The organism is bacterium (assembly GCA_030649025.1).
Classification (GTDB): Bacteria; Patescibacteriota; Minisyncoccia; order JAUYLV01; family JAUYLV01; genus JAUSGO01.
Genome location: JAUSGO010000039.1, coordinates 1 through 24,260, shown reverse-complemented (window position 1 = coordinate 24,260; position 24,260 = coordinate 1). Strand labels below are relative to the sequence as shown.

At 50.6% G+C, this 24,260-nt stretch carries 27 protein-coding genes and 1 pseudogene; 5 read left to right on the top strand and 23 right to left on the bottom strand.

Going from position 1 to position 24,260, the window contains the following annotated elements:
* The first annotated feature begins 108 nt into the window (after positions 1 to 108).
* Genes Q7S09_05940 through Q7S09_05930 form a run of 3 tightly spaced genes read left to right on the top strand, consistent with a single transcriptional unit; the run spans position 109 to position 1,950 of the window.
* Positions 109 to 1,074 (top strand): hypothetical protein, encoded by a 966-nt coding sequence (locus tag Q7S09_05940; GenBank protein ID MDO8558686.1) that lies wholly within the window; start codon positions 109 to 111, stop codon positions 1,072 to 1,074.
* Between the two features lie 6 nt (positions 1,075 to 1,080).
* Entirely contained in the window at positions 1,081 to 1,779 is a 699-nt protein-coding gene (locus Q7S09_05935) for a hypothetical protein (GenBank protein ID MDO8558685.1), read from the top strand.
* Positions 1,780 to 1,791: 12 nt separating this feature from the next.
* A complete protein-coding gene (locus Q7S09_05930) occupies positions 1,792 to 1,950 on the top strand; it encodes a hypothetical protein (GenBank protein MDO8558684.1) in 159 nt (52 codons plus the stop codon).
* Positions 1,951 to 2,019: 69 nt separating this feature from the next.
* On the opposite strand, the gene Q7S09_05925 is transcribed toward Q7S09_05930, so the two are convergent.
* From Q7S09_05925 to Q7S09_05910, 4 genes are read right to left on the bottom strand one after another with little or no spacing between them, the layout of a single operon-like run.
* Positions 2,020 to 2,382 carry a hypothetical protein gene (locus tag Q7S09_05925; GenBank protein ID MDO8558683.1) on the bottom strand — a complete coding sequence of 121 codons (363 nt, stop codon included), beginning with the start codon at positions 2,380 to 2,382 and terminating at the stop codon, positions 2,020 to 2,022.
* Between the two features lie 6 nt (positions 2,383 to 2,388).
* Positions 2,389 to 3,828, bottom strand: coding sequence for a hypothetical protein (locus Q7S09_05920; protein ID MDO8558682.1), 1,440 nt, complete (start codon positions 3,826 to 3,828; stop codon positions 2,389 to 2,391).
* 24 nt (positions 3,829 to 3,852) lie between these two features.
* The gene (locus Q7S09_05915; protein MDO8558681.1) at positions 3,853 to 4,824 is read right to left on the bottom strand and encodes a DUF4349 domain-containing protein; all 972 of its coding nucleotides are present in this window, start codon (positions 4,822 to 4,824) and stop codon (positions 3,853 to 3,855) included.
* A gap of 36 nt (positions 4,825 to 4,860) precedes the next feature.
* On the bottom strand, positions 4,861 to 5,295 hold the full coding sequence (locus Q7S09_05910) for a hypothetical protein (protein ID MDO8558680.1): 435 nt from the start codon (positions 5,293 to 5,295) through the stop codon (positions 4,861 to 4,863).
* 216 nt (positions 5,296 to 5,511) lie between these two features.
* Between Q7S09_05910 and Q7S09_05905 the strand changes: the two genes are divergently transcribed.
* Positions 5,512 to 5,913, top strand: coding sequence for a hypothetical protein (locus Q7S09_05905; protein MDO8558679.1), 402 nt, complete (start codon positions 5,512 to 5,514; stop codon positions 5,911 to 5,913).
* 777 nt (positions 5,914 to 6,690) lie between these two features.
* Here the strand turns inward: Q7S09_05905 and Q7S09_05900 are convergent.
* The 3 genes from Q7S09_05900 to Q7S09_05890 form a co-directional block, all read right to left on the bottom strand.
* Positions 6,691 to 7,401: a hypothetical protein gene (locus tag Q7S09_05900; protein MDO8558678.1), complete on the bottom strand. Its 711-nt coding sequence runs from the start codon at positions 7,399 to 7,401 to the stop codon at positions 6,691 to 6,693.
* A gap of 7 nt (positions 7,402 to 7,408) precedes the next feature.
* Complete coding sequence (locus tag Q7S09_05895; protein MDO8558677.1) at positions 7,409 to 8,875, bottom strand: hypothetical protein; 1,467 nt, start codon at positions 8,873 to 8,875, stop codon at positions 7,409 to 7,411.
* A gap of 134 nt (positions 8,876 to 9,009) precedes the next feature.
* The gene (locus Q7S09_05890; protein MDO8558676.1) at positions 9,010 to 9,564 is read right to left on the bottom strand and encodes a hypothetical protein; all 555 of its coding nucleotides are present in this window, start codon (positions 9,562 to 9,564) and stop codon (positions 9,010 to 9,012) included.
* A 153-nt stretch (positions 9,565 to 9,717) separates the two neighbouring features.
* Here Q7S09_05890 and Q7S09_05885 point away from each other — a divergent pair, with 153 nt between their 5' ends.
* Positions 9,718 to 11,403 (top strand): hypothetical protein, encoded by a 1,686-nt coding sequence (locus tag Q7S09_05885; GenBank protein ID MDO8558675.1) that lies wholly within the window; start codon positions 9,718 to 9,720, stop codon positions 11,401 to 11,403.
* Between the two features lie 345 nt (positions 11,404 to 11,748).
* Here Q7S09_05885 and Q7S09_05880 read toward each other — a convergent pair whose 3' ends face one another.
* The 16 genes and pseudogenes from Q7S09_05880 to Q7S09_05805 all read right to left on the bottom strand — a co-directional run.
* Positions 11,749 to 12,210: a DUF5666 domain-containing protein gene (locus tag Q7S09_05880; protein ID MDO8558674.1), complete on the bottom strand. Its 462-nt coding sequence runs from the start codon at positions 12,208 to 12,210 to the stop codon at positions 11,749 to 11,751.
* 24 nt (positions 12,211 to 12,234) lie between these two features.
* The gene (locus Q7S09_05875; protein MDO8558673.1) at positions 12,235 to 13,458 is read right to left on the bottom strand and encodes an ABC transporter permease; all 1,224 of its coding nucleotides are present in this window, start codon (positions 13,456 to 13,458) and stop codon (positions 12,235 to 12,237) included.
* A 2-nt stretch (positions 13,459 to 13,460) separates the two neighbouring features.
* Entirely contained in the window at positions 13,461 to 14,129 is a 669-nt protein-coding gene (locus tag Q7S09_05870; GenBank protein ID MDO8558672.1) for an ABC transporter ATP-binding protein, read from the bottom strand.
* A 133-nt stretch (positions 14,130 to 14,262) separates the two neighbouring features.
* Positions 14,263 to 16,041: an efflux RND transporter periplasmic adaptor subunit gene (locus tag Q7S09_05865; GenBank protein ID MDO8558671.1), complete on the bottom strand. Its 1,779-nt coding sequence runs from the start codon at positions 16,039 to 16,041 to the stop codon at positions 14,263 to 14,265.
* 41 nt (positions 16,042 to 16,082) lie between these two features.
* On the bottom strand, positions 16,083 to 16,847 hold the full coding sequence (locus tag Q7S09_05860) for a hypothetical protein (GenBank protein ID MDO8558670.1): 765 nt from the start codon (positions 16,845 to 16,847) through the stop codon (positions 16,083 to 16,085).
* Positions 16,844 to 17,413 carry a sigma-70 family RNA polymerase sigma factor gene (locus tag Q7S09_05855; GenBank protein ID MDO8558669.1) on the bottom strand — a complete coding sequence of 190 codons (570 nt, stop codon included), beginning with the start codon at positions 17,411 to 17,413 and terminating at the stop codon, positions 16,844 to 16,846. Before Q7S09_05855 ends, Q7S09_05860 begins: the two co-directional genes overlap by 4 nt.
* Positions 17,414 to 18,136: 723 nt before the next feature.
* Positions 18,137 to 18,340: a helix-turn-helix transcriptional regulator gene (locus Q7S09_05850; protein MDO8558668.1), complete on the bottom strand. Its 204-nt coding sequence runs from the start codon at positions 18,338 to 18,340 to the stop codon at positions 18,137 to 18,139.
* 11 nt (positions 18,341 to 18,351) lie between these two features.
* Positions 18,352 to 18,834 carry a DUF2975 domain-containing protein gene (locus Q7S09_05845; GenBank protein MDO8558667.1) on the bottom strand — a complete coding sequence of 161 codons (483 nt, stop codon included), beginning with the start codon at positions 18,832 to 18,834 and terminating at the stop codon, positions 18,352 to 18,354.
* 4 nt (positions 18,835 to 18,838) lie between these two features.
* A pseudogene (locus tag Q7S09_05840) lies at positions 18,839 to 19,092 on the bottom strand (GIY-YIG nuclease family protein).
* 33 nt (positions 19,093 to 19,125) lie between these two features.
* Complete coding sequence (locus Q7S09_05835; GenBank protein MDO8558666.1) at positions 19,126 to 19,605, bottom strand: DUF2975 domain-containing protein; 480 nt, start codon at positions 19,603 to 19,605, stop codon at positions 19,126 to 19,128.
* A 387-nt stretch (positions 19,606 to 19,992) separates the two neighbouring features.
* Entirely contained in the window at positions 19,993 to 20,775 is a 783-nt protein-coding gene (locus Q7S09_05830) for a hypothetical protein (protein MDO8558665.1), read from the bottom strand.
* Positions 20,756 to 21,061, bottom strand: a complete 306-nt coding sequence (locus tag Q7S09_05825; protein MDO8558664.1) for a hypothetical protein — start codon at positions 21,059 to 21,061, stop codon at positions 20,756 to 20,758. The genes Q7S09_05830 and Q7S09_05825 overlap by 20 nt, the downstream gene beginning before the upstream one ends.
* A 436-nt stretch (positions 21,062 to 21,497) precedes the next feature.
* Positions 21,498 to 21,692 (bottom strand): helix-turn-helix transcriptional regulator, encoded by a 195-nt coding sequence (locus Q7S09_05820; GenBank protein MDO8558663.1) that lies wholly within the window; start codon positions 21,690 to 21,692, stop codon positions 21,498 to 21,500.
* A gap of 2 nt (positions 21,693 to 21,694) precedes the next feature.
* Entirely contained in the window at positions 21,695 to 22,123 is a 429-nt protein-coding gene (locus Q7S09_05815; GenBank protein MDO8558662.1) for a hypothetical protein, read from the bottom strand.
* 390 nt (positions 22,124 to 22,513) lie between these two features.
* Positions 22,514 to 23,746 (bottom strand): hypothetical protein, encoded by a 1,233-nt coding sequence (locus Q7S09_05810; GenBank protein MDO8558661.1) that lies wholly within the window; start codon positions 23,744 to 23,746, stop codon positions 22,514 to 22,516.
* 338 nt (positions 23,747 to 24,084) lie between these two features.
* A partial coding sequence (locus tag Q7S09_05805; GenBank protein ID MDO8558660.1) for a TspO/MBR family protein occupies positions 24,085 to 24,260 on the bottom strand: 176 nt, incomplete at its 5' end.

Genomic DNA, 24,260 nt, shown 5'->3' with positions numbered 1-24,260 from the left:
ATGACTGCAATATACTATATTTACCAGTACAAAGGAATGTACTGCGCATTAGGCGGGAAGCTCCGGGCGTAGTATAATTTAAAGAGGAACAACTAACTTAGTAAGCATATGAACGTAAAAAAAGTGATTTTACTGGCGGTCCCCGGCGCCATTCTCATAACCGCCCTTCTTGCTCCACCAGCTTTTGCCCTTACACCGGCGGTAGCAGCTGATGACATCGCGCGCTTTGCCATTAGCGCTGTTGCATTCCTTATTCTTGGATTATTCATCTATTTTCTGGCCAGGCCAAGAAAATCTCTACAAATGTATTTCCGGCCCATTGAATTTATACTAAAGAACATAAGAATATTTACTGTAGTTGTCGCGATAATTGCTCTTATTATATTGACCGTAGTTTTGGTTACGCTTTTTAAAGGAACGGCGGACAGCGAAGAACAACCGGGAGTAGATATCAGTCATGAGACGATCATGAGATGGGCGCATGATACAACTTTGCGGGATTTAGAAAGTTCGATCGGAAAAGTTTCACAATGGATGGGTATTGCAGATAATGCTCCTACTGGTGCCGTAATCTCTGTAGACGGCAATACCATTTTTGTTAATAACCTAAAATCCTGGCCGGATGATTTACTGGGAAAAAAAGTAATTGCAACCGGTAAATTGCTGTTCAAAGAACACGTTCTGGGATTTGCGGGTGATGAACGAATAGAGTTCGACGTGTTTTTGCTAGAAGACGCTACCTGGAAGCTTGCTGATGATCCGACAATCACAGAGAAACCGGTTACGCCCGACGCCAAAACCGGCTTACCAAAACTTCCCGAAACTCAAGAAGCGTGCCTGGAAGCTGGCGGGGTATGGGGAAGGATGACCCCTATCCACCAGAAAGAATATTGCAATATGCAGACATCGGATGCCGGAAAGACATGTACCGATTCTTCTCAATGCCAAGGCCCGTGTATCGGGGAATATCAGGGGATTAATCTGACTTCCGGCAAATGCAGCGAGTGGAGGATCGCTTCGGGATGTCATGCCTTCTTTCACAATGGAAAGCCGGGAAGTGTTTGTATAGACTGAAAATATATGGCTAAGAAAAAAATAATTTTTTGGATAGAGGGAATGATGCTGACGCTCGCTTTTATTCTCATAACCGCTTTTTTTGCTCGGGCGGCTTTTGCCTTAACGCCGGCGCGGACAGTGTGCCAGCCGGGGCAAAGCCCTGAAACGGATTGGTGCGAAAATTTTCCCGCTCCCTCGCTTCCTGAAAATTGCGTAGGCGCCGATACATACTACAACCGGAAAACAAATGATTGCGGCCCCATTCCGGATGCCATGGCCCGTCCTACGTTCCGCAAGGAAGGCCCGATCAGTATCAGCCAAATATCAGCTCTTATTGTCTTCATTTCGAGCGCGCTGTATGTCTGGAGAAGAAATATACCCAAGAATAAAAAATGGCTCGTGTGGAAGATTATTTTGATCGGCTTTCCTATTTTATTTGTCCCATTGTATTTGTACTTTACAATATACGATACTGCCAGAGCGTATACTGTTTGTGGAGGGTGCCGGGTGGAATATAAGGACTTGGGGATCGGCATGGAGAGCAACCCGAAGGACGGAACGGCGAGATTATGGCTCTTTGTCCGCGGAAAAAGCGAAGAAGACAAAGTGGTGACGGTGCATGCGTCAGAGACGGTTACCATCGACAAATATCAGATCAAAGTATTCGACATCACGGGCGGGAACGGCAGCATACGGTTACTTATCCGGGAGGGGAACAACTAACTTAGTAAGCATATGAACGTAAAAAAAGTGATTTTGTGGATAGCGTGTACGGTCATAGCGATTATTTTGCTGGCTATCGGGGCCTTTCGGCTCCTCCTCTATTTTACAATGGAAACCCCGAAGGACAACGACATGATAGAGCGCAACCTTTTAAGAAATGCACAACAATAGGCAAAGCAATTTCTGTGAACAGAGAAAAACAAAACCACCCCGCCTTGGCGGGGTGGTTTTTAGAGAATGTTACTCTGGCTTCTTAATGTCTTTACTCTCGGTCGGCGTTCCCGCTATCTTTTCCGCTTTTTTCCTTTTTATCCGTTTTATCAATCTGTAGATGAGATAACCGATTCCTCCCCAAAATAATATTGATGTCGCGAGAATAAAAGTGACGGATGGCGAAGGAGAAGACGTAGCATCCCCGGCAGTACAGCATTCGGCGCAAATGGCCTCGAATTCGCTACAACTGATAGCCGCGCATCCGCCAACGGCCTCAACAATGGCCTGCCCTTCTTTGGGGCACGTATCGGGGTATGTTGCGGCAACAACAGGTGGGGACAAGAAAACCAGTAAGCACGATGCAAACAGCGATATACGTGAGTATGTCATAAATAATTATTTGGATAGATAGGTATTTAACGCATCCAGTAAGGACGATTTTTCCGACTTGTCCAATTTGCCGTCAGCAAGAGCATTGTTGAGCAACTGCAAAAGAGTTGTCTTGGTTATCACCGCACAGCAAGCGCTATAGACATTCTGATATGCGGCTTTGTCAACGTTACTGCATCCGCCGGCGGCATTCACGATGGATTGGGCGATGTCGTCGCAGACGGCTTTTGCCGCGGGGGATGGCTCTGTATATGGGGTTTTTGCTTCTGCTGCACTCGATTTTTTCACCCATTGCGACCCCTCTTTTCTATACCACTGCGTCACGCCGCTGTCGGTGATATAGCCCCAAGTGGAACCTTGCGCATCCCAACCGGAAGAATATTTGGTCAGTAGTGCGTCCCAATCCGTGGCCACATAAATGGTGACGGTATCCGCGTTCTTCACATCGCTAAATGTATTGGAGGAGACGTCGCATTTAATTGTATAGACCTTGTTCGCATACAGCGGGTGCGTGAATTCTTGCCCACTGCTTCCGTGGCTGGTCTTGTATCCCGACCAATCGCCGCTCGCGAGGCATCGCGTATCCGAGAAAAGATTGGTGGCGGTCCATGTGAGGAGGACATCGGTGCCGCGCGGCACAGTCACCGTCCCGCTCTGGCCGTTCGCTTTTAGTTCAATGCTCCGAATGACTTTTGGCGGGAGAGCGGTCACAACCCTGATTTGGTCCGTCGCCGTTTCGCCGCGACCGGTGCACGTGATGATCCAAGTTCCCCCCACGATTTTTTGCGATGACCGATCAGTACTATGTCCGTCCCGGACAAGTTTGAGTGAGGAAATAGACCATTCTCCGCTCGCTGTGCCAGGAAAACCGAATCTGGAAAGATCGGGGTATCCGGCGCCGCCAAGACTACATGTCGCGTCAGGATTATTCGCTTCCCAGACAAACTTCAGGTCTTCAAACTGTCCGATCTCTGGACCCCCATTCCAGGGCAGAGTGTAGGTGTATCCTGGCTTTACGTCATTGCCGTTTATCGTAAGGTCTACTTTGAGGGGGTTGGGGTCGGGTTGAACGGTAACTGTTACGGAGCTTTGTACCGAGCTCCCATCACTGGGACACATGATAGTAAATGTTTTCGTCGCTGTCATGCCTTCGAAAAGTTGTTGGCCACTGTTTTCTTTGCTGATCCAGATTGGGCCGGGTGGATACCAAACATTTGGAATACGCTCACCCCAATCGCCTGCGCAACCCGGCTCGCCGGATGGCCCTATAGCAGTACCTAATAAGTTGGAGGCACTCCAAGAAAGAGTAACGTTACTATAATACGGCACAGTAATCGCACTCATGGCGCCGTTAGCTTTGATTTCAACTGTTGCCGCTTGAGCCAGGCCAATATGGAACGCGGCGAGAACGCCCAGAGCGAGAATGATAGGAAAAATTTTCTTCATAGATTTTTGTATCTTTTAGAACGGCTAGACGGCGGGAGTAAAGAATTTCCTCTTCACGAAGCGGAACGCCCTCCATGCCACCCACACCCCCGCGACGAACGTCATAAGCCACAACACAAGCTCCGGCAGTACGAATAGGAAAGCTATCATCGCGTCAATGTAGCCGGTAAGGCCGCTCAACATGTTCCGGAATCCCTGCTTAAGCGCAAACAGCGGCCGCCAGCGGATGCCGAACAACTGCACATCCGCTTCTTCGGTAAGCGAAACGGTAATGGAGGACATGGCTATTTGGCTGGACAGATACTTCAGTTGTCCTTCAAGGCGCTCAATGTTGCCGCGCGTAGCGAATAAACGCTCCGAAACGCTCAAGATATCCTCTACCTTGCGGGCCTCGCTCAACACTTTCAAATACTGCGCTTCTTCGGCCTTAAGATTTTTGAGCCGCGCTTCCATATCCACAAACTGTTCGGTGACATCGGCGGCGCCTATTTCTTCTTTGTCCACCTTTATCGCTATCTCCTTAAGCTTTTGCATCGCATCGTCAAACTTGTCGGCCGGGACCCGAATGGTAACGGTCCCCTCCTTGGAGGTTTCCGAGACGTTATAAATGTTCGCGCCATCCACGAATCCGCCGAGCGCCCCGGCAATAGATTTGACCTTCTCCGCCGCCTCTTCCGTCTTTTTCACCAGAACCGCAAGCGCGCCCACTTTCACCACTTTCCTATCCGCCAGAGCGGATGGGTTTGCCGTCTGACTTGCCCCGCTCTTGGCCGAAGACCCCGCGTTCATCATGGGTGCAGGCGCAAAATCTCCCCGCTCGAATGAAGGAGTCGCATACGATCCCCCGAAAACGCTATCGTCAATTCCCAGATTGCTTGAGCTTCCAGGCGATTCGTATTTCGGCGTTGCGTAGAAATTTCCCACAAAGACGAACACTATCGCTCCGACCCCCAAAAGCAGATACAGGGCTATCTTTTTCATTTTTGAGATATCCATACTGTTTTGATTACTAATAATTTTGCCAAAAAACTTTTAGTCAGCGCACAGCAGGCCTTGCGATTTTCCCTTGATAATTTGATTGACGCAATTCACCCATATATAACCGCTGCACTTGCCGGAAGTGTCGCCGGAAGTGTCGCCGGAAGCGTGCTCTCCTACGCACGCGCCCTGGCACTCGGAACGATCGGTACAGGCCTTGCCGCCATCAGTGGTCGGCATATTACAAATTTTGTCGCCCGCCAGATCTACCCGCGTCCATTCTCCGCCCTTTTGTGCGCATGCCGCTTTCTCCTCCTGTTCTTTCAGCTCCGCGTTCCTTCGCTCCATTTCCACAATTTTGTCATTGTCCTTAAACCTGTCCTGCGCCTCGTTCAGATATAAGTACGCTCCCCAGAGCAAGAAAGCGGCCGCGACCAGCAATATGCCGCCTAGTATGATAATTAATTTTATTACCTTTGCTTTTTTCACAAACGCAATAATTAGATGCGAAAAAACACCCTGTTGTCTCAAGAACAGGGGCTTAGGCTTGCCGGAAACGCAATAACAAAATTCTTCTTCACGTATACATATAATACCATATTTTATACCCTTAAACAATGGGGACGGTGGATAAGATTTCCCTCAAACGCAAGTGCCAAAACAAAAAAGTCCCGCTGGCGCAGGACTTTTGGTGGATGATTAATTTTGAAACAAACAATACTAAACCATTCTTTTGATAAAGGGCGTCAAACATGCGGCGGCCAGCAGGGCACCGACCGCATTGCTCATGAGGTCCAGCCAGGTATCGTTGATGTTTGGAGCAAAAGTAAAGTGCATATAATTCTGCAAGAAAAACTCCAGAATCTCATTAACCACGCCGAGGGAGATTACTACAAGAAAACTAAACAGAAAAAACTGGAACCTGCCGATAGACAATTTGCTGTCTTTGACGGCAAAAAAGCAGATCAAGAACGACAGAAATCCCCCTCCGAAGACGTGGAGGATCCGGTTGCTCAATTCCTGATCTGCGATCCTGATGCTGGCGGCGTATACCAGAAAGCTGCATATAATTATGTAAATGATCGAATGCAGGGACCTGCGATTTAAAGATACTGCGGTATTTTTAAAAAATAGGGGAAACAAAAAATAAAATAACACATATACAAGGCATAGGCCGATTGTTATTAAGAGTAGATAATACATAATTGGAATTATTTCATCCCGCCCTCTCGCAGAACGAGCATTGGCATGCTTTTTAGTTTACATGAGCCTGCGAATATCTGGTATGTATAAAACGCACCTATTTTCCGAATGAAAAAAGCGGAGCCCCGCCTGAAGAATGAAGTTTTGTCTCCGATGGCCTTGTCGGAGCAACAAAACGAAACCCCGCACTTAAAGTCGCTTAGATCCTCGGAGAAGATTATCTGTCGGAATACTTGTTTTGACAAGTTCTATATCCAGCGTATGCAGGAAAGCGCTCCGCACAGCAACTTTAAGTGCGGGGTAACATGCCGCGATATCCTTCGCGGTTTTTTGTCGGGTTCAGAGAGTGCTCCGCCACTACAAACATAACCCGCATAAACGGGTTATGTTTTCGTAAGCCGGATGAGGGGTTTATTGCCAGGTAAATTCTCCGCCGGAGAAGCTCAGGGTCTTTGGAGCGCAAGTTGATCCATCTCGTCTACGCCGCCTGGAAACGCGGGATGCCATTCGTGCGGCAATTACAAATCAAAACATCCGAAGAAAATTCTCCGAATGTGGATAAGGTTGCTTGGCCTCTATATATCTAGTTTGACTCGCCAGCTTGCTCTTTCAGCAACGCATCCGGCCTTCCCTGCTCATGTTCCTTGCCGTTATCGTCCATACGCCAAACCGTTTACGGGTTTACTGGGTCAAAAACAACAACTGGCCGATTGCCTCCTTCAGTTCCCCTTGGCAGTCTTCCAGCCCGAAGACCAGGCTGGTGACCCACTGTTCATTAAACTCCCCGCGCGTGTACGTGCAGGACAAGCTCTTGTCTTCTAAAAATTCTTTCATCCATGCAGGTTCGCCACTGCCGATGATTGCCGCGGTCTTTTCGAAACGGCCACAGCCCGCGGGAGCGCTATAACGCCAAAACGTGAATCCCTTGTCGAGGTGGTCATACTCAACCCATCGGCAGCGATTGGCGGCCTCGATAAAACATTCTGCGGTTTCGCAGCTCTTGGGGACGTATGCGGTGTAAATGGAGGAACCGATGGATACCGCCGCGCCGAGCGCGAACCAGCCGATGACAATACGGATGAGGATTTTTTTCCACCGCTTGCCGCCTGCCGGAGCGCCGGTAATCGCTTCCAATGGCTTCAACTCCGCAATACCCCCTTTCCGCGCACGAAACCGCATCACGAGCTGGGAGAAAAATAGTATGACAGCCGCAAAACTAAAGCCAAGGGTCAGCCCCAAAAGCACGCTAAGGACCAGCGTGGCCCACGTGGGCGAATCTTGGGGAATTCGAAGGTCTCCTCCGGCGAAAAGCAGGATCGTGGCAAGCGAAACCAGACCGGCGAGCGCGCATCTTCGCGCGCGCTTTTTAATTTGTTGTATCTTGTCCTCCATGGGCCGCTTATTTAAAGGCTCCCTTATCAACCCCGATAACGGTTTTAATGGGATTATGCAGGATCTCTCCGACTCGCGTGGAATATTTTTCCGCCATCATCGTGGTTTCCACCTTCTTCATCCACGCCCAATCGCACATGTCAATTTTCCGGCAGGCGTTCTTGGCCGTCTCTTTCGCCTGCTCCATGGCATCGTCAACATTTCTCCGGACCTGACTGGCAACAGACGACTCCTGTAGCTGTTTCTCCCATAGCGTCCGATCCGCTTCTGTCTTCAAGAGCCGGTCCCGAAGGGGCTCTGTATTCCTCTCCTTGTCTACCAGCTCTTCAAACGCGAGGCGTTCCTGTTTTCTCAAGTTCCAATATGCCATCTTCTCGTATGCGTCCGCCGAGTCCGTGTTGCCTTTTTCCCGCTCAAGCATCGCCAGCATCATGGCCGTTTTTTTATCCTGCGGGTTGTCGAGCCAGGAATCGAGGTACATGTTCCGTATTTCTTCGAGTACTTCCGGGTCTTGTAACTTTTTCTCTTTTGCGGCTTTAGAAAACGCGCTGTCGGCTTTGTCGCGCTTGGTCCCGGCTCTGCGCAGCAGATCGCTTAAGGTTGACTTCCCGATCCTTGCCGAAGCCCAATAGGTCATTTCTTCCAATTCCGTCCAATTATTTTCTGCCTCATTCACCCATTTCCGTATGCCGATAAGCGCCCGCAGTTCTTCGCGGGATAACTGCAGTTTTGGCTCCTCCGACGGTTTGGCGGTTTTCGTCGGCAGGGGTCCCGGAGTTATTCGGGGCAATGAGGTGGGTTTTGCGGAAGGGAGCGCGGTTGTTTGTATTGAGGATGGCACGCAGAACTTGTTTGCGTTGAAAACGTACCCGGATAAACAGTAACATTTGCCGTCGTTGGCCGCGTATGCGCCGCCATATTTCGAACGGCACGCCTGATCGTTCGTTACGCAGGTTTCGTTGAGCATTGTATAGCCGGTTCCGCAATAGCATCTTCCGCCCTCTTCGTAGGAATTATTGCCGTATTTCAAGCGGCATGCCCAATCTTTGTTTACACAGGCGTTGTTGATGAACGTGTAGCCGGCATCACAAGAACATTTATCGTTTTCCGCGTGAATATTGCTGCCGTATTTCGAGCGGCACCATTGGTCGGGGGTCACGCACGAACCGTCAAGTTTCCAATAACCGGCGATACAATTGCACCCTCCGTCCACTTCGACAAAATTTTCTCCATAGGTTGCGCGGCACCATTGGTCGGGAGGCACGCACGAACCGTTAAGGTCCCAGTAACCGCCGTTGCAATAGCATTTCCCGTTACTATAGTATTTGTCTGCCGGGCAGGAAGGCTCTTCACAGCCGTAACGGCATACGCCGATAATGGGCGGCGCTTGGGCATACGCAAAGCCGGCCGCGGAAAAAATCGCAACGATGGCCGACAAGCCGACGATGTGTATTTTTATTTCATTGGCCCTCATATTTTTATGCTATGTCCCTCACTTAAACCACGGCCTTTTCAAAATAATCTCGCTGTCTCCGGGAGTCACTATATAGGCCAATGCGATCAAAATCGCCAAAATGAGCAGGATTTTTAAAATGGGATGAAGTTTTTTTATGGTTGTGCGTCCGCGGCCGCGTCGATCAGCGCGTCTATTTCTCTGAATTCTGATTCACAGCCGGGAAATGTAACTTCTTTTTTTACGCCGTCCAGGTTAATAAGGTAATGCACATAATAGTCCGTGACCATCTCGGCTTGGCATGATTTTTCCATAATTCCGGAGTCTCGGATTTGCTTGGTGATTCTATCCATCAGATCTTTATCCAGTTCCTTTTGGACAGTGGGGTAGGCGGTTGCTTTTTCGCCGCCCTCCTCCAACATAGCCAACTCGCCCGATTCTGTAACTAATTTGCCCGACTTGTACAAATACGTGTTGAAGTGGCAACTGCCTCCGTTCCCCGACTTGGTGCGGCAAAGGCCGATGAGAGCGCGCTTGGCATATAACAAATCCGGGTCATCCAACATCGGATCACCGCTTTGCTCGTCTGAAACAGTCGGCGAAGATCTGGGCGGCAGAGCGCAACAGGTGTAGAAGAAATAACGGTACAGCAAGTAGCCGGCAAGGAGCAGAACAACCGAAACGCTGATAATGACAAAGGCTTTTTTCATAATCTACGAATGGGGATTGTCTTACACGCTTCTCCCTACTTCATAATACCGCTTTGCGGAGAGCAAGAAAAAGCATAACCGCTTGCCAAAAAACACCCAACTCTTCCAGATCCGCTCCTAGAATAATTGTACCATCTTTCGGGTTTTGGTATCATGGAGGCAATGAGATGGCTCCGGTTCCCAAAAAAAGATGCGGTGTACGGGATTGTTGTCTCGGTCCTGGCATTCGTTATATTGCAGAGGTTCATTTGGGTTCCCGTCTTCGTCTTTTTCCTGGAGAGCGGTGATTATTCCTGGGGAGTATCGCGAATAAAGGCGCACCTTTTTATCGTGCTTCTGGGCGCGCTCGTGGGAATAGTTTTCCTTTTCGCCCTGGGAGCGTGGCGGCGGCATCGTTCAGCAAAGGCAGAAATAAAAGAGATTGAGGAGAAGGTTGCGCAGACGCAGGGTCCGAAATCCGGCCACAACTACCTCAAGTTCTTCATCTATTTCATAGCGGGTTCTCTCGTCCTTTCGGCAGCGGCGTCTTTTATAAACCGGGAGCCGGGAAAAAATACATCCGGTGAATTTGAACCGGAACCGGAATGGGAGCCGGGAGACCGGGAGGAAGTTCAGAAGGTCTTTTATGTAAAATTCAGCGCCGCCAACGTCCGTTCTTGCGAGTCAACGTCCTGTGCCGTGGTCGGAACATTGGGTCAAAATTCAACTATCAGCTCTTACTACGGTTCTTTGGAAGAAGTTCCGGAGTGGATGCAGATCTCTTACACCGATACCGATACCGGGAAGGACGTGTCCGGTTACGTCAGCAAAACCGTCCTTTCGGAAACGCAGATGGCGGCGGCTCCCTCGACTCCCCGCACAACAGCTCCTCCGCAAAAAATTTCTGTTGCCCAGGAACCGACCATTGTCATTACCCGGGAACCGGTTCCGTCCACACAATCCGCGGGTAATCCGGCCGAATTACAAGGCACTTGGAAACTGGTACAGATTGCGATATGGGACCAATCGACCAATCAATACGACATACGGAGTACGCCGGCGAGCACCGAAAATTACAACGTCATCCAGGGCAGTCAATCCTGTAGTTACGTATTCGAGAACGGCGCGAGAATCTCGGGGCCTCATTGCTCTTCGTTCACCGCCGATAGCTATGTGTTCACCGATGACAGCGGTCCTTCGGGCTGGGCCATGGAAAATGGCGCACTGATATTTACCGTAAACGATTCTAAAGTCAGCGCGTTGGTAGGCGTTCCGTTAGGAACGAAGTTGCGCCTTATACGCTCAACACTTCCGGCGGATACGCCGCAACAATCCAGCGCTCCGCCGGGAGACCGGCAAAACATAACTTTCGATTCGGCAAGATGTTCCGTGGAGCCGGGCTATGCTTGGCCCCCGAAATCCTCCTCCGGAGGAGGAGGCATATTTCTTGGCGTTCCCATCGATATCGAGTTTGCGGTTACGGTCAGCGGGCCGATTGACTCGGTGCTTAATTTGACCGGTAGCGGGTTCCCGAGCAGGCCCCGCGCATGGACCAAATCGCTTCCGTGCTGGACCGCCGGAACTTCTTGTTCCGTATATCAACGGGTTTCTGGCGATCCGTCGGAATGGAAATTCGCTTTGCCTGCGGGAACCAGTGCGAGAAGCCCTGAAAGCTTTCCCATATCATCCCTGGGGGTTACCGTCAGGCTCGGATATCAAGACCCAAAATACGGCAATGATGTCATGCTGCTGGACAGCTTGATCTCTAAAAGCGCCAAGGTTGAAATTGTTTCTTGTCAGCCTACCGGCAGCGATCTGTCCGCCGGTTCGCCTTGCGAGTGCAGAGTTGTTGAACAATGAAAATTCGGAGTCCTTTTTATCGCACTACATACAAAGATATCCTTTGTCATGCGCGCGGGACTACCAGGAATACTAAGCTCTTTTGGCCGTTTTGGGCTCATTTTTAATCCAGACCCAGTCCCCATAACTACCTGTCGCCGGAACCCGCAAAGGATCACTCATTTTCAGATATTCACATACTTGATGCTCGGTGTCCTCCTCGGTCGCTCCGGACCCGTCCCCAATTCTTCCGTGTCGGGATGTTTGGCCCGTGTTTTATTATGGATTTCCGAGCGGGTTCGTAGTGTGCTGTGACCATGTTCTGCTTTCGTAAAAAGAGATACCCCTATTTTCAGATGCTCGTGTTTACGGACTTGGATTTGGCGATGGTTGCGGCCGTATTTGAATGGACTGGGCGGTAATGCTGCCGTCGGCGTTCGGCGTGCCGTTTATCGTGACGGTTTTGCCTACTTCCAGGTCCGCGCTGTCTCCGCTTACAAATTGGCTTATCTCGGACGAGTCGGAGTAAAATACGATCTTCGATTCGCCATCCCGCAATTTTATCGTAAGGCTTTTATCGTCTCGGGAAAGGATTTCTCCGCCCATAAATCCGCCGCCATTTTGTCCCGTGCCGCGCAGCCGCCCGCCGCTGGTGCCGCCGCCGCGCTGCGCAAACATCTGCTGCCTCTCTTCCGCCGACATATTTTGGAATGCCGCCCGGTCAAACCCGCCGGAATTTTTACTTTGCGCATACTTCATGCCGCCGAAGAACGAAGCCGCGCCCGAGATCGCCGCTGCCGCCACAACCGCAATAATTAGATTTTTCATAAAAATCTATTTAATTGATAAACCTCATTCATAGCGCAATGCTTCTATGGGATTTAATAATGACGCGCGTCGCGCCGGATAATATCCGAAAATAATGCCAATGGAAGCGGAGACGCCGAATGCCAGAAGTATGGAGCCGGCCGAAACTTGCGCCGCGATGCCTACCGTATACGTAGCCACCAACCCCAATATCCAGCCGAAGGCGATGCCAATGAGCCCGCCCGCAAAGGTCAGTACGATCGCTTCGAGCAAAAACTGGGAATTGATGTCGCCGCGAGAGGCCCCAATGGCTTTGCGCAAACCGATCTCGCGCGTGCGCTCGGTAACGGTGGTCAGCATCATATTCATAATGCCGATACCGCCGACGAGAAGCGAAATGCCCGCAATGGCGGCAAGCAACGTGGTAAAGGTGTTGGTGATGGTAGAAGCCGCCGCGACAATGTCCTGTTGGTTGAGCACGCTGAAATCCGCCAAGGCCGGGTCGGAAATTTTATGTCGCTCCAAAAGCAAAGCCGTAATATCCTGCTGCACCTGGGTCATGGCGCTTTGGTCGACGGCTTCCACGCTGATGGTGGTTACAAACGCATCGCCTGCCAAAAACCGCTGTGCGGTCGAGAGAGGAATGAAAATATTCGTATCCGGATTGTTAAAGCCCGAGCCGCCCTTTGCTTGGGTAATGCCGATCACTTTGAACGTTATTTTATTGATGCGGATGGTCTGGCCGATCGCTTCACCGTCCACGCCGAAAAGGTCGTCCCGCGCGGTGGGGCCGAGCACGGCCACCTTGTTGTATTTAGCCACGTCCTGGTCGGAAATAAACGTACCCAGACCAATTTCCACTTTGCGCACGCCCGGATACGCGGGGACCGTGCCGATAACTTGGGTATTGGTATTCAAACCCTTGGCCGTAACTTGGTACCGCCGGGAGTTTTCGGGCGCCACCGCCTTCGCTAAAGAAATTTGGGCCGCAATTTCGTCCGCGTCTTTTTGGGTGAGTGTTTGCGCCGAGCCGCGCCCCGCGTTTACCTGCGTACCCACGCCCCGCGCCGCGCCGGGCGTGACCAAAATAAGGTTCGATCCGGATGACTGAATGGACGCCTGAATACCTGCCTCAGCACCCTTGCCGATGGCGTTTAGCGCCACTACCGAGCCAATGCCGATAACAATGCCCAGTATAGTCAAAAACGAACGGACTTTGTTGCCGGACAGCGACCAATATATTTCTTCGAACAGATCTTGAATCAGCATAATTATGCCTTGGCGATCGCGCCGTCCCGTATGTGCAGGATGCGCTTGGCGTGGTGCGCCACCTCGGCCTCGTGGGTGATAAGAATCACCGTGTGCCCCTCATCGTTAAGTTTTTTAAACGTGCCGAGCACGATTTCGCCGGTTTTCGTGTCGAGGTTGCCCGTGGGTTCGTCCGCCAAAATAAGCGAAGGGTTATTTACCAAAGCGCGCGCAATAGCCACGCGCTGCATCTGTCCTCCCGAGAGCTGGTTCGAAAGATGGCTGTAGTGGTCCTTGTCCATGCCGGCTGCCGCGAGAGCCGAGATAGCGCGCACCCTGCGTTCCTTGCGCGAAATACCCGCATACGTCAGCGGCAAAGACACGTTACGGAGTACCGTGGCCCGCGGCAAAAGGTTGAACGCCTGAAACACGAAGCCAATTTTATTTTTGCGTATCGCAGCCAGTTCATCTTCCGAAAATTTCGATACATCTTTGCCGTCGAGTAAGTAGCGCCCGGAAGTAGGCGTATCGAGGCAGCCCAAAATATGCATCAGGGTCGATTTGCCCGACCCCGAAGGCCCCATGATCGCTACAAATTCCCCGTCGCGGATGGTAAAAGAAACATCTTGGAGGGCGTTCACTTCCGCATTCCCGCTCTTATACGTTTTAAAAATGTTGTTGATCTCGATCATGTGGATGATGGCAAAACGATTTCCAAAAATTTAAAAGTTCCGGCCCTGAAACGCCCCCACCGTAATCGTTCCGGCGACCGCAATGAACGCTATGGCGAATAAAACCGTTTTCATTATATATACCTAGCCGATGTTACCTCCGAAATGCTCCTCCTCCGCTTCCGCCGCCAAATCCCGGAATGCGAAGTCCCGTCTGTGCCGCCGCGGCCCCGGAAGCCGAAGCCGCTATGGTTTGCGTAATTATCATGTCACCCTCGTTAAGTCCCTCGGTTATTTCCGTCAGCGTATCCGAAGCCATGCCCGTCCCCACGTTTACGCGCGTGGGCGAAGCCGCAGAAGTGAACGAATTGCCGGTCGAACGGATGGGCGTATCCAAAATTTCCACGTAGCTTTGGCCGTTCTGGGTTTTGACTGCGGCATTCGGTACTGCCAACACGTCGGGCTTGGCACCCGTCACGATCGCGGCCGAAACCGACATGCCCGATTTGATGCGGTCATTTTTAGTATCGAACACGATCTTGACCGTGTAATTGACCACGCCCTGGCTCACGGTGCCCAGCGTATCGATATCCGCTACCCGGCCCGTAAGCGAAATATCCTCGATAGCATCGAAGGTGAGCGTGGCCTTCTGTTCCGTCTTGATATTCGCCACGTCCACTTCGTTCAACGTAATTTCGGCCATCTGCCCGTTGCCAAGAAGCGTTGCGAGAATCGTGCCGGGGCTTGCCGAGTCTCCCTTCTTCGCTTTCACCGAGGCGATAATGCCGTCGAACGGCGCGCGGATGGCATAGTCCGCAAGGGCCAGGCGTGCATCCGTCAGCGTATTTTGCCTTTGCTGTACGGTTATTTGCTGCGAACGGATATCGAGCGCATCCGGGCCTTTTTCCAGTTTCGCAAGCGATTGCGTTTTTTCTTCTATCGAGCGATCGTCGTTCACCAACGCGCTCTTGGCGTCGGCAATGGCCGCAATTTGGCCGAGAAGCGTGGAGAGATTGCCGTTCAATGTTCCGGTATAACCCGAGAGACTCGATCTGTGCACGGCAAGAGTCGTCGGCACTTTGAGATTGCGAGTGGTTAAAATATCGTTTACAAAATCCACCAGGTTCGATGCATCCTTTACCGCCTCCGCCAACGCTTTCGAGGTTGCATATGTTTCCGCCAGCAGCGCCTCTATCTCCGTCGTGCTCGAGTCGCGGCCGGATGCCTTATACGACGCCATGTTTTTATCGAATGCGGCGCGCGCAGCCTCCTGCGCGGCCATCGCGTCATTGCGATAGATAATGATGCGCTCATCATACTGTTTTACCAGATCCGCATACGCGTCCACGTTCCACTGGTAGCCGTTAATGACGTATCCAAAAAGTATGCTCTCCAGCCCCGTCATCGTGGCAGGCAGGTTGAGAAAGGCGTTCGCTACATCGGTGAAGCCGTCGTCATACGATTTTTTCAGATCGTCCTCGTGGCTTTTTTTCGCTTCCTTCGCCTGCGCCAGCGAATTCCGCGATTGCAGAAGCGCGAGCGCATCCGGCGGCTCCAAAAGCTTTTCGAGCGAAAGACGCGCCGTCTCAAGAGAGGTCTCCGCATCCCGCACCGCCTTTAAGGCATCCTTCGTATCTATTTGCGCCAAGAGGTCGCCCGCTTTTACCGCTTGCCCGTTGGCCATGCGGAGCGATACTATTTCGCCCGACGCCTTCGATTTAAGATCCGTCTGGTCGTTCGAGGCAACCTGGCCGGTCCCCGAAATGGCCGAAATTATAGTGCTCTTGGTCGCGGCCGCGAGCACATAACGCGTCTGTGCCGTCTCACCGCCGAATTTGGCGTAGGCCCACCAGCCCCCGCCCACAAGTCCCAAAATAACCAGGCCGGAGATCAATTTATGCCCGACCGCGAATAATTTTATGGAGTTGAACATAGCGAATAATACGTTAATAAGCGTAAACCAAGACCGATTATTTATCTCGTATCCGGAAGCGGCACGCGAAAATGCATGCGCGGACCGGGACGGCGCGAATGTTCGAACGTATCGTCTATTTTACGTATCCCCTTGGCCATAACTGCGCCATCCTGTCTTTCGCCAAATACCACCACCGTATCATCTTCCGCAAAGTCCGTACCCAGGGGAAAGCGGGTTTGGGGCGTAACCAATATCCGCAAACTCTCGCCCCGTTGGGTTTTTAATCCGAAACCCTCCGGCGTAATTTCCGCGATCGTGCCTTCGTGGATATTTTGCAAACGCGGCGTACCGTACATGCGGTAAAATTTACTTCCGACCGGAAACCGGTTCTCTGCCGAGCGCCTAAACAGTCGGTGATGCACCGAGGTTTCCGCCACCACTACTCCGCCGAAAATAACCACGGCCGAGATTACCGCAAGTGAATAGAGCAGCGGCCGGCGGTAGGCGAAAGCATAACGCCGCACCAGTATTTCAAGCACCGCAATAAAGCCCAAAGAAAGCAGGACCAAAAGCCAGGGTATGGCGCGGAGCGCGGCATAGAGAGCCCTGAACCCGAACACCGGCACAAACCATGCGCCGGTCTGCCGCAACGCAAAGAAAATAAAACTTATCAAGTATAAAAGCGCCAGAAACAAAATAACGCCGCCAAGAGCGCCGAGCGCGGCGCGGAGCGCAAAATGCCATCGTGGGCGCATATGAACCAGGCCGCTTTTAATGGCCGCCAGCACCTCTTCTTGAATGGGTTTTTTATTTTCTTCGTTCATACGCGTGAATCCGCTTTAGTTATCGATTTTCTCAACAGGTCTTTGCCCCGGGCGAGCCGCACGCCAACGGTGGAGACCGGAATTTGGAGAATTTCTGAAATTTCCCGGTAATCCATGTCTTCCAGGTAATAGAGCACCAGCACTTCGCGATACTTGAGACCAAGCGCTCCCAGGTGCTCCTCGAGGCTTCGTTTAAGTTCCTGTCTCATCGCTTCGCTTTCCGTCGTGTGTGGCGAGGCGGCATGCGGCAGAAAAACATCAAGATCGAAAAAGAAAACTGGTTCTTTGCCGCGCTTTTTTACTGCATTTATATATTCGTTGTGCGCGATGCGGTATAACCAGGAAGAGAATTTCCTCGACGGGTCAAAGCTTTGAATGTTGATATATGTTTTTAAAAACACTTCCTGGACCAAGTCCTTGGCGTCGTTCGCGTTGAAAAGGAATTTTCGGGCATATTTGGTCATTTTTACTTCGTACCGCGACACCAAAAGCCCGAACGACTCAATGTCGCCCCTTTGTACCCGTAGAGCTATATCCTCATCCCGTATGCCCAGGTCTTCGGTCATGGCGACACTAGTATACTACAACAGATGGGCTGCGGATATTTCATATGTTATATGTATGCCTTTAACTATGTTCTCGTATAAACAAAAATAGCCTGCGAGGGCATGTATCCGACCAGTTTCTCTGTTTGTTTCGTGCGAATTAGCATAGTCCTTTCCGAGCTCGGAGATTTGCCGCAAAAGGATTCAAACGGCACCCGGTCACCTGACTTAGCATAAGTGCCCGGGGTGTCTCGATCGCCCGGGTGCCGCAAGCACCCCTGACGCCAAACTTGGCACGTGTTTGCTCCGAGGATTATTGGCTGTACGAACTTATATTATCGAGTGGGCCAAAGAGCATTCAATAATGAGTTAAGAGTGTTTAAATTTGCCGAGGAGATAATGAATGATTGAAGCAAGAATCGTCCAGTAGAAAAGGAGATAGATACCAATAAACGGGGGTGGCGGATCATCCCGCAAAAAATCGGTAGAAAGCAACAAAGGTCCTATTAAAACAATTTTTATAGGTAATATAATTGTTGATACGGCATTCTTCCAGGCTATTGGCGACGCCGTTCCCAGAAAAGAGTCTGGGTGTTTAGGGAATCCTCGGGGGCCAGTGGAACCCAAAAGTGAAGTAGTAATAAAAAGAAAGGCGAACCCAGAAATAAGGAAGAAGATAACAAATTTTGTCCTTGAAATGCTCATATAACTATATTACACACGTTTTCAATGTTGATTTGTTTATTATTTTTTATATTCCAAAATATCTCCCGGCTGACATTCCAACGCTTTACAAATCGCCTCCAGCGTTGATAGCCTGATCGCTTTTGCCTTTCCATTCTTCAAGATAGAAATATTCGCCATCGTGATGCCGACTTTCTCGGCAAGCTCGGTAACGCTCATTTTTCTCTTGGCCAGCATTACATCAATGTTGATTATTATACTCATATAAGTTCTTTTTAAACTACCAGATCATTTTCTAATTTTATGTCAATTGCATTCTGAAGAAGCTTTTGGAGCACGGCGGCAAAGACAGAGACTACAAGCGGAGCCACGGCAAAAAGCATTCCGAATCCTACGACACCCGGAGCGTCATCCGCATCCGCGATTTGAAATAAGATCGGCATACTGGCCAGATACAAAATACTCATTGTAACTCCGCAATATTTTATGTACCTAAGAGCTTTTACCGAAACTGCCGAGAAAGCTGTATTTTTATCGATATAGGTTAAAAGCTTAAAAGCCTGATAAAGCGCAATGAAAAACGGAATCGCCGTCATATACCCGAGGATTAAGATAGGATATTTCAAATAAGATAGCTCCGGCCATTCTGCTCCCACCCCCTTACTTATTGCAGGTATCGCAAAAATGCAAAAAGCCAGTACGCTACAACCCGCTACGATCAGGATTATCTTCAAAAATAATGTTGATGCTTGTTTCATAAATTTACCCCATCAAATAAGATTTGAGCCTACTTTTTAAAAACTTTTTCCCGTAAGCTCGTTTTAAATATTTCTCTCTATGCGTTGCATCTTGCTGGTTAAGACAGGCTTCATAGTAAATTAGCTTTAACGGTCTTCTGTTTTTTGTGGACTCGACTAGTCCTTTTTGATGCTGCTCAAATCTTAATTTTAAATCTTTTGTGTAACCGGTATAGAGTTTTTATCTTTTTCAGACTGTAAAATGTATACAAAATACATATTATTTTGTTGATTTAAAATTATTTGACGGGGTTAAACCGTCAGATCATTTTCTGATTTTATGTTTACCGCGTTTTGTAAAAGTTTTTCGAAAACAGCCGCCGCGGTGGCGATTACGATAGAAATAAAAGTAGTCACAATGCCCATGGCAATAAAGCCCGCCGGATCGTCGTCTTTATTATGAGATGTCATTATGTACAGTACCGCCATTATAATTGAGGCGCTTAATATGATCGCGCAATATTTGATAGTCCTTAAAGCTTTCACGGAGCTTAATGAGAATACTTCATTTTGCCCGATGTATCCGAGTAATTTAAACGCTTGATACAGCGCAATAAAAAATGGGATGGACGCGAGGTACCCATACACGATGAACGGATCGGAGTAAATACTGAACAGGTCTAAGTTTACGGCCCTTCCCTCGGTCAAGGGAAACCGGATCATGACCGCAAGCGCCACCATTCCGATGAGCACAATGACCACCTGTAGAAATATTGGTGAGCTTTTTTTCATAGGTGATTCTTGGTTAGTAATACCAACAGCTTAATCTATGGTTTATCGTTTGTCAATATGTATTTATCGTTATTTGTGGGTAGTGACATTATGTCCTCCCGACCGACCAAAAACTCAACATTCAGGCGTACGAACCGTACCTCATCATAAAAAGTGCTCTTGCCACTGTTTGCGCCGATAATCGAAGGCTAGAACTTAAAAATAACCGCGTTATAAAAGGAAAAACACCAGCTCTTGCTGATGTTCATCCTACTTGGATGCGTCTCAAGAAAGTGGAACGCATCGGCCAGAGCAGAACAACGCGGCATCGGAAGATCCGATAAATTTATATCTCTCGACAAAATACCCGCCTAGATAGGCGGGTATTTTGTTCGTGATCAGAAAAGCTTATTCGGACGGGGATGGTTGCGGGGAAGTCGACGCGCCAAGTACGACTTTTAGCGCATCTCGGGCTTTTTCAATGGCGGTCTTGAAATCGTCCTGGGCCTTTTTTACCGCTGCTTTCCTGGCATCGATCAGGGACTCGAGAGCTTCTCCCTTCTTCTCCACGGCCTGCCGGTCGGTTTGGAATTTCTCGCGCGCAGCTTTTAAGGCCGCTTGCAAGTTCTGGCGTACCGTCTGCGGAGCCACATTGCTTGCGCAATCGGCCGTCGCCTTGGCCAACGCGACCGTTCGTGCGTTCTTAAAAGCGGTTACCGCCGCATCTATGCCGGTTTTGCGAGTGGCGATTGCCTGGTCTAATGCCTGGCGGAAAGCGTCTTTGGCCGCATCGAATGCAGCCTGTCTTGCGCGTACGGCCGCATTCACTGCCCGCTGGAAGACGATAATCGCCTGCTTCTGGGCATCGTCCTTGGCGTTCGCCTCAAGTTTCGCGTAGTGCTCCTGGAAGCGGGTCTCCCACGCAGCGCGATTCTCGCTAAGCCGCGTGTCGCGTTCGCTTCTTTGGGTCGCAAGATTCTGCTCGCGCTCGGCGCGTTTCGCTTCCAGTTTTGCCATGCGATCGACAAAATTTCCTTCGGTCTGCGAAGTGAAATTGGGAAGCACGGCACAAAATCCTTTCTGTGCCGCAGCCTGACCCTGCGCGAACATTGCGACGGGGTAGAGAAGGCCGGGCAGCATCGCCGAGGCTATAAGTCCTTTGGCGGCATTCTTAAAGTGAATTTTCATCATAGGTTTGGCCTACGTTCCCAATCTCCTGAGCGTCCGCACTAAGTGTTGTCTTGTCGCCGATTTCCGTATTAAAGTTGTCAGCTTCTGCGGTAGAATTTTGCAGCAGCTCGTTGGTGATGTCATTAACATTGCCCGAAGCCAGTGCTGTGGACGGCGCAACCGACGGCGTCTGTGTTGCAACAGGAGCCTCGGCGGTTTGCGGCGCCCGATTCCCGTTCTGTCGAACAGCAATGAATACGGCAAGAATGACAACCGCGGCGATTACTATGATAAGTTTATTTTTCACGGAGATATGGTGATTAGTTATGATATGCTGGACCCGACCTTTGATTTAATAGTGTATATGCATCTTACAGGAGATCAGACCGATATGCCACGGATAAAACAATTGCGGTTAGGCCGTTTTTATTGACGGGTCTTGGGTTCGAACCGCAACAAAAAAATCGCCTTGACTAGGCGATTTTTTTCGTGGCATTGACCCGTCTCGGTCGCTGCCCTAGGTGGCTGGCCGTTACGGGCCAGCAACCACTCCGGTCAGCCCCCGTAAAGGTTTTTGGGGATCTTCTGGCGATAGAAATAAAAATCCCCCGGCAAAGAGAGTATTGGAAAGAATCTTAGAACTATTTTAAAAAATTTTCATCTCTCAAAAAAAGCGTACCTGACGCCGTTTCCGCCGTTGCTCCGGAAAATATCCGGATGAAATGGAAAAGGCGCCGGTATATTCAATCGGGAACAAATACATCCTCGATATACCGTTGCTTAAGGGTCCGCGTCAGGGCATGCGCGAGTCCAAGCGAAGGATTATATTTTCCCTGCTCAAGCGCGATGATCGTTTGTCTGGCTACGCCGACGCGGCGCGCAAGTTCCTCCTGGGTAAGCCCGAGTTTTTTTCTGAACTGTTCAATGTGCGTTTTCATATCTAGTTATGCCTGTCCAGGTAGATGTTGGTTATCGCTTTTGCCGCAAGTCCGCAAAAAAGCGCGATAAGGATGATGGGGTCGACGGCAAATTGGTGCATCGCAATCCCTTGGGCGACACGGAAGGCGACGCCAGCGGTAAGGACGATGACCATGGCCCACATGGCGTTCCGCTCCGCGAACGCTTCATGCTGCCGTTCCCGTTCGTCTTTCGGCATACGTATCATGATGTCGAACGCGTCGGCTGCAAATACGGCCGCCCAGACGGCAAAGGCCGCTAGCTGCGTCCGGTCGTCGAGGAACGGAAGATTGTTAATAATGAACAATGGCGCCAGCATGCCCAGGATATACACCCAGCCCTGCCACGTCCGGGGCATTATGCCCCAGCCGCCGTATTTGCGCATTTTGAACCATTCGGGTTTGCCAAGCATAGAAAGGGTGATTAAATGTAATATATTTCTTACGTAATAAATATATTACATTCCCCGAATTAGCGCAAGGGGGTTATCCACATTCTCCCGGGCCGGATGCGGGTTGCTCCTGCGGAACTGCGGGGGTCGGCGCGCCAGCTTGCTCCTTCTGCGGCCCATCGGGCTTCCCCTGTTCCTTTTGCTTGCTGTTGATGTCTTGAGACTTGAGGTTGTCATCCTTACAAACTCCAGTTTGTAAGGATGTGTTTGGTGGGGAGGGGGTTGGGGTTGGTGTCCGTTCCCCATACTCTACCCCCCTCTGCTCCTGTCCGGACAACGGATTTTGCGGATGGGAAACAAAAAATACCCTTTGCGGGCATTTTTTGGATGCGGGTATTTTTTGGAGACCGCTCAACGCGGCCGGGTATCCGGAACCCGAATCATGGGATGGGACGACATCGTACCGAAGCCGCAACCATTCACATCCGTATCCGGAACCGCTTCGCCCGCAATGGTCTTTGCCGCTCCAATATCGTTTGCGTGCCAATGACTCTCATCGCATCCGGGATGTGCAGCCATCGAAGTCAAACTATACTCGAGCAGCTGCTTGCCCTGGTATTCGACCACGTCGATTTTACTGCCCGAAGAAACGTCCCGGCGCGGAGTCGGCGTCGGCGTGACCGTAGCCACCGGCGGAATCCGTCCGCAATCATAAAGATAAGACTGGAACACGTCGCTAAGGTTCACCCGCGCACGCGGCAGGACTTCCACCAGATCCCGGCGCGTCCCGTCCGGATCCTGGTAGAAATACGGGATAGTCCGCTGCGGCGTATATTCAATGAGGAAACCGCCGCGTCCGATGAGCGTGGTATGCGCCTGCTTTGCGCAGGTCATATCCTGCTCAAGAACGTATTCCGTCTGCGTCTGAGGAAATTCCCCCGCAGGAATATCCATCCGGCTCGGCCGAAAGGAATTGCTGATCTCGGTGAGATAATGCTCTTTGCCGTCCGAATTAACCCGCCAGGTTGTGCCCGGCGCGACATTGAACACGGGCGAGCCGTTATTGCCAAAATTGTCCTTAACGAGGTGCGAAACCGTCACTTTCACGCGAACAGTCTCACCGACGGCCACGTCCACCGAATACGGTTCCAGACTCGCGTAGAAAACAGGATATTGCCCGCCGGAATCGAGAATCCAGCTGAAATGTGATATGCGGCCAGAAAGGGCGAGCGTCCCGTCCTCTTTTAGAGCGACCGATGTATCCGCTACGACCTCGACTGCGTCCTTCGATTTATGGAACATCAGCGGAACCGCGAAGGCTCCCTTTGCCTGCTGCAGACTTCGCGAAAGCAGCGTGATCGTGGCCGGCTTCTTCAATTCAAGGCCGTCCGGTGACAGCTTATAGGCAGTCACTTTTTGCGGCATGCCATTCCCGCTCACAAAGAAATTTTCAACTTCCTCCTTGGCGATCGAGACATCCGCAGGCGAGACGTCTTCAGGCAGCGCGCCTTCCGGCAAGTAGAGCGTTGCCGATCCGTCCGCGGATGCAATGCTCAAACCGCCGTCATTGAAGCGGGAAAATAACAACCAAAGAACCGCCGCAACGGCTAAAAGAATGCCTACCGACAAAAGAATTTTTTTCATATGAACTATTCCTTTTTACTTGTTCCAAGTATAGCAGAAACTAAAACAGCCCGCGAGGGAGTCTTGAGAATTACTTTAGAACTATTTTAGAAAGATTTTAGCTCTCGAGAAATGGTACCTGACTCCAATTCGTAAACCCCCGGCCACGCTTGAACAACGGATTTTGCGGATGGGAAACAAAAAAGCCCCGGGGAGGGGGATTAAGATGGCTGGCCCCCTCGGTCTCCCGGGCGGATTCCAGTCATTGAAAGCAGGGATGCCGCCCGCGAAAGAAAACAAAAAGACTCAGACGCAGGAGTTTTTTTGCTTAACCGAAACGGACTCCTTGCGGCCACGTGTCAATTTAACGCCCAAATGGCATAGTTCAAGTATGCGGCAAAACTGACCCAAAGAATGTAGGGCACCAGAAGCCGCGCGGCCGGTTTGGAGATTTTTGCAAAAGCGATGATCGTGGCAAGGATGGCGAGCCAAAGGAACACAATCTCAATAAGCGCACCGCCGGGACTGTGCAAGC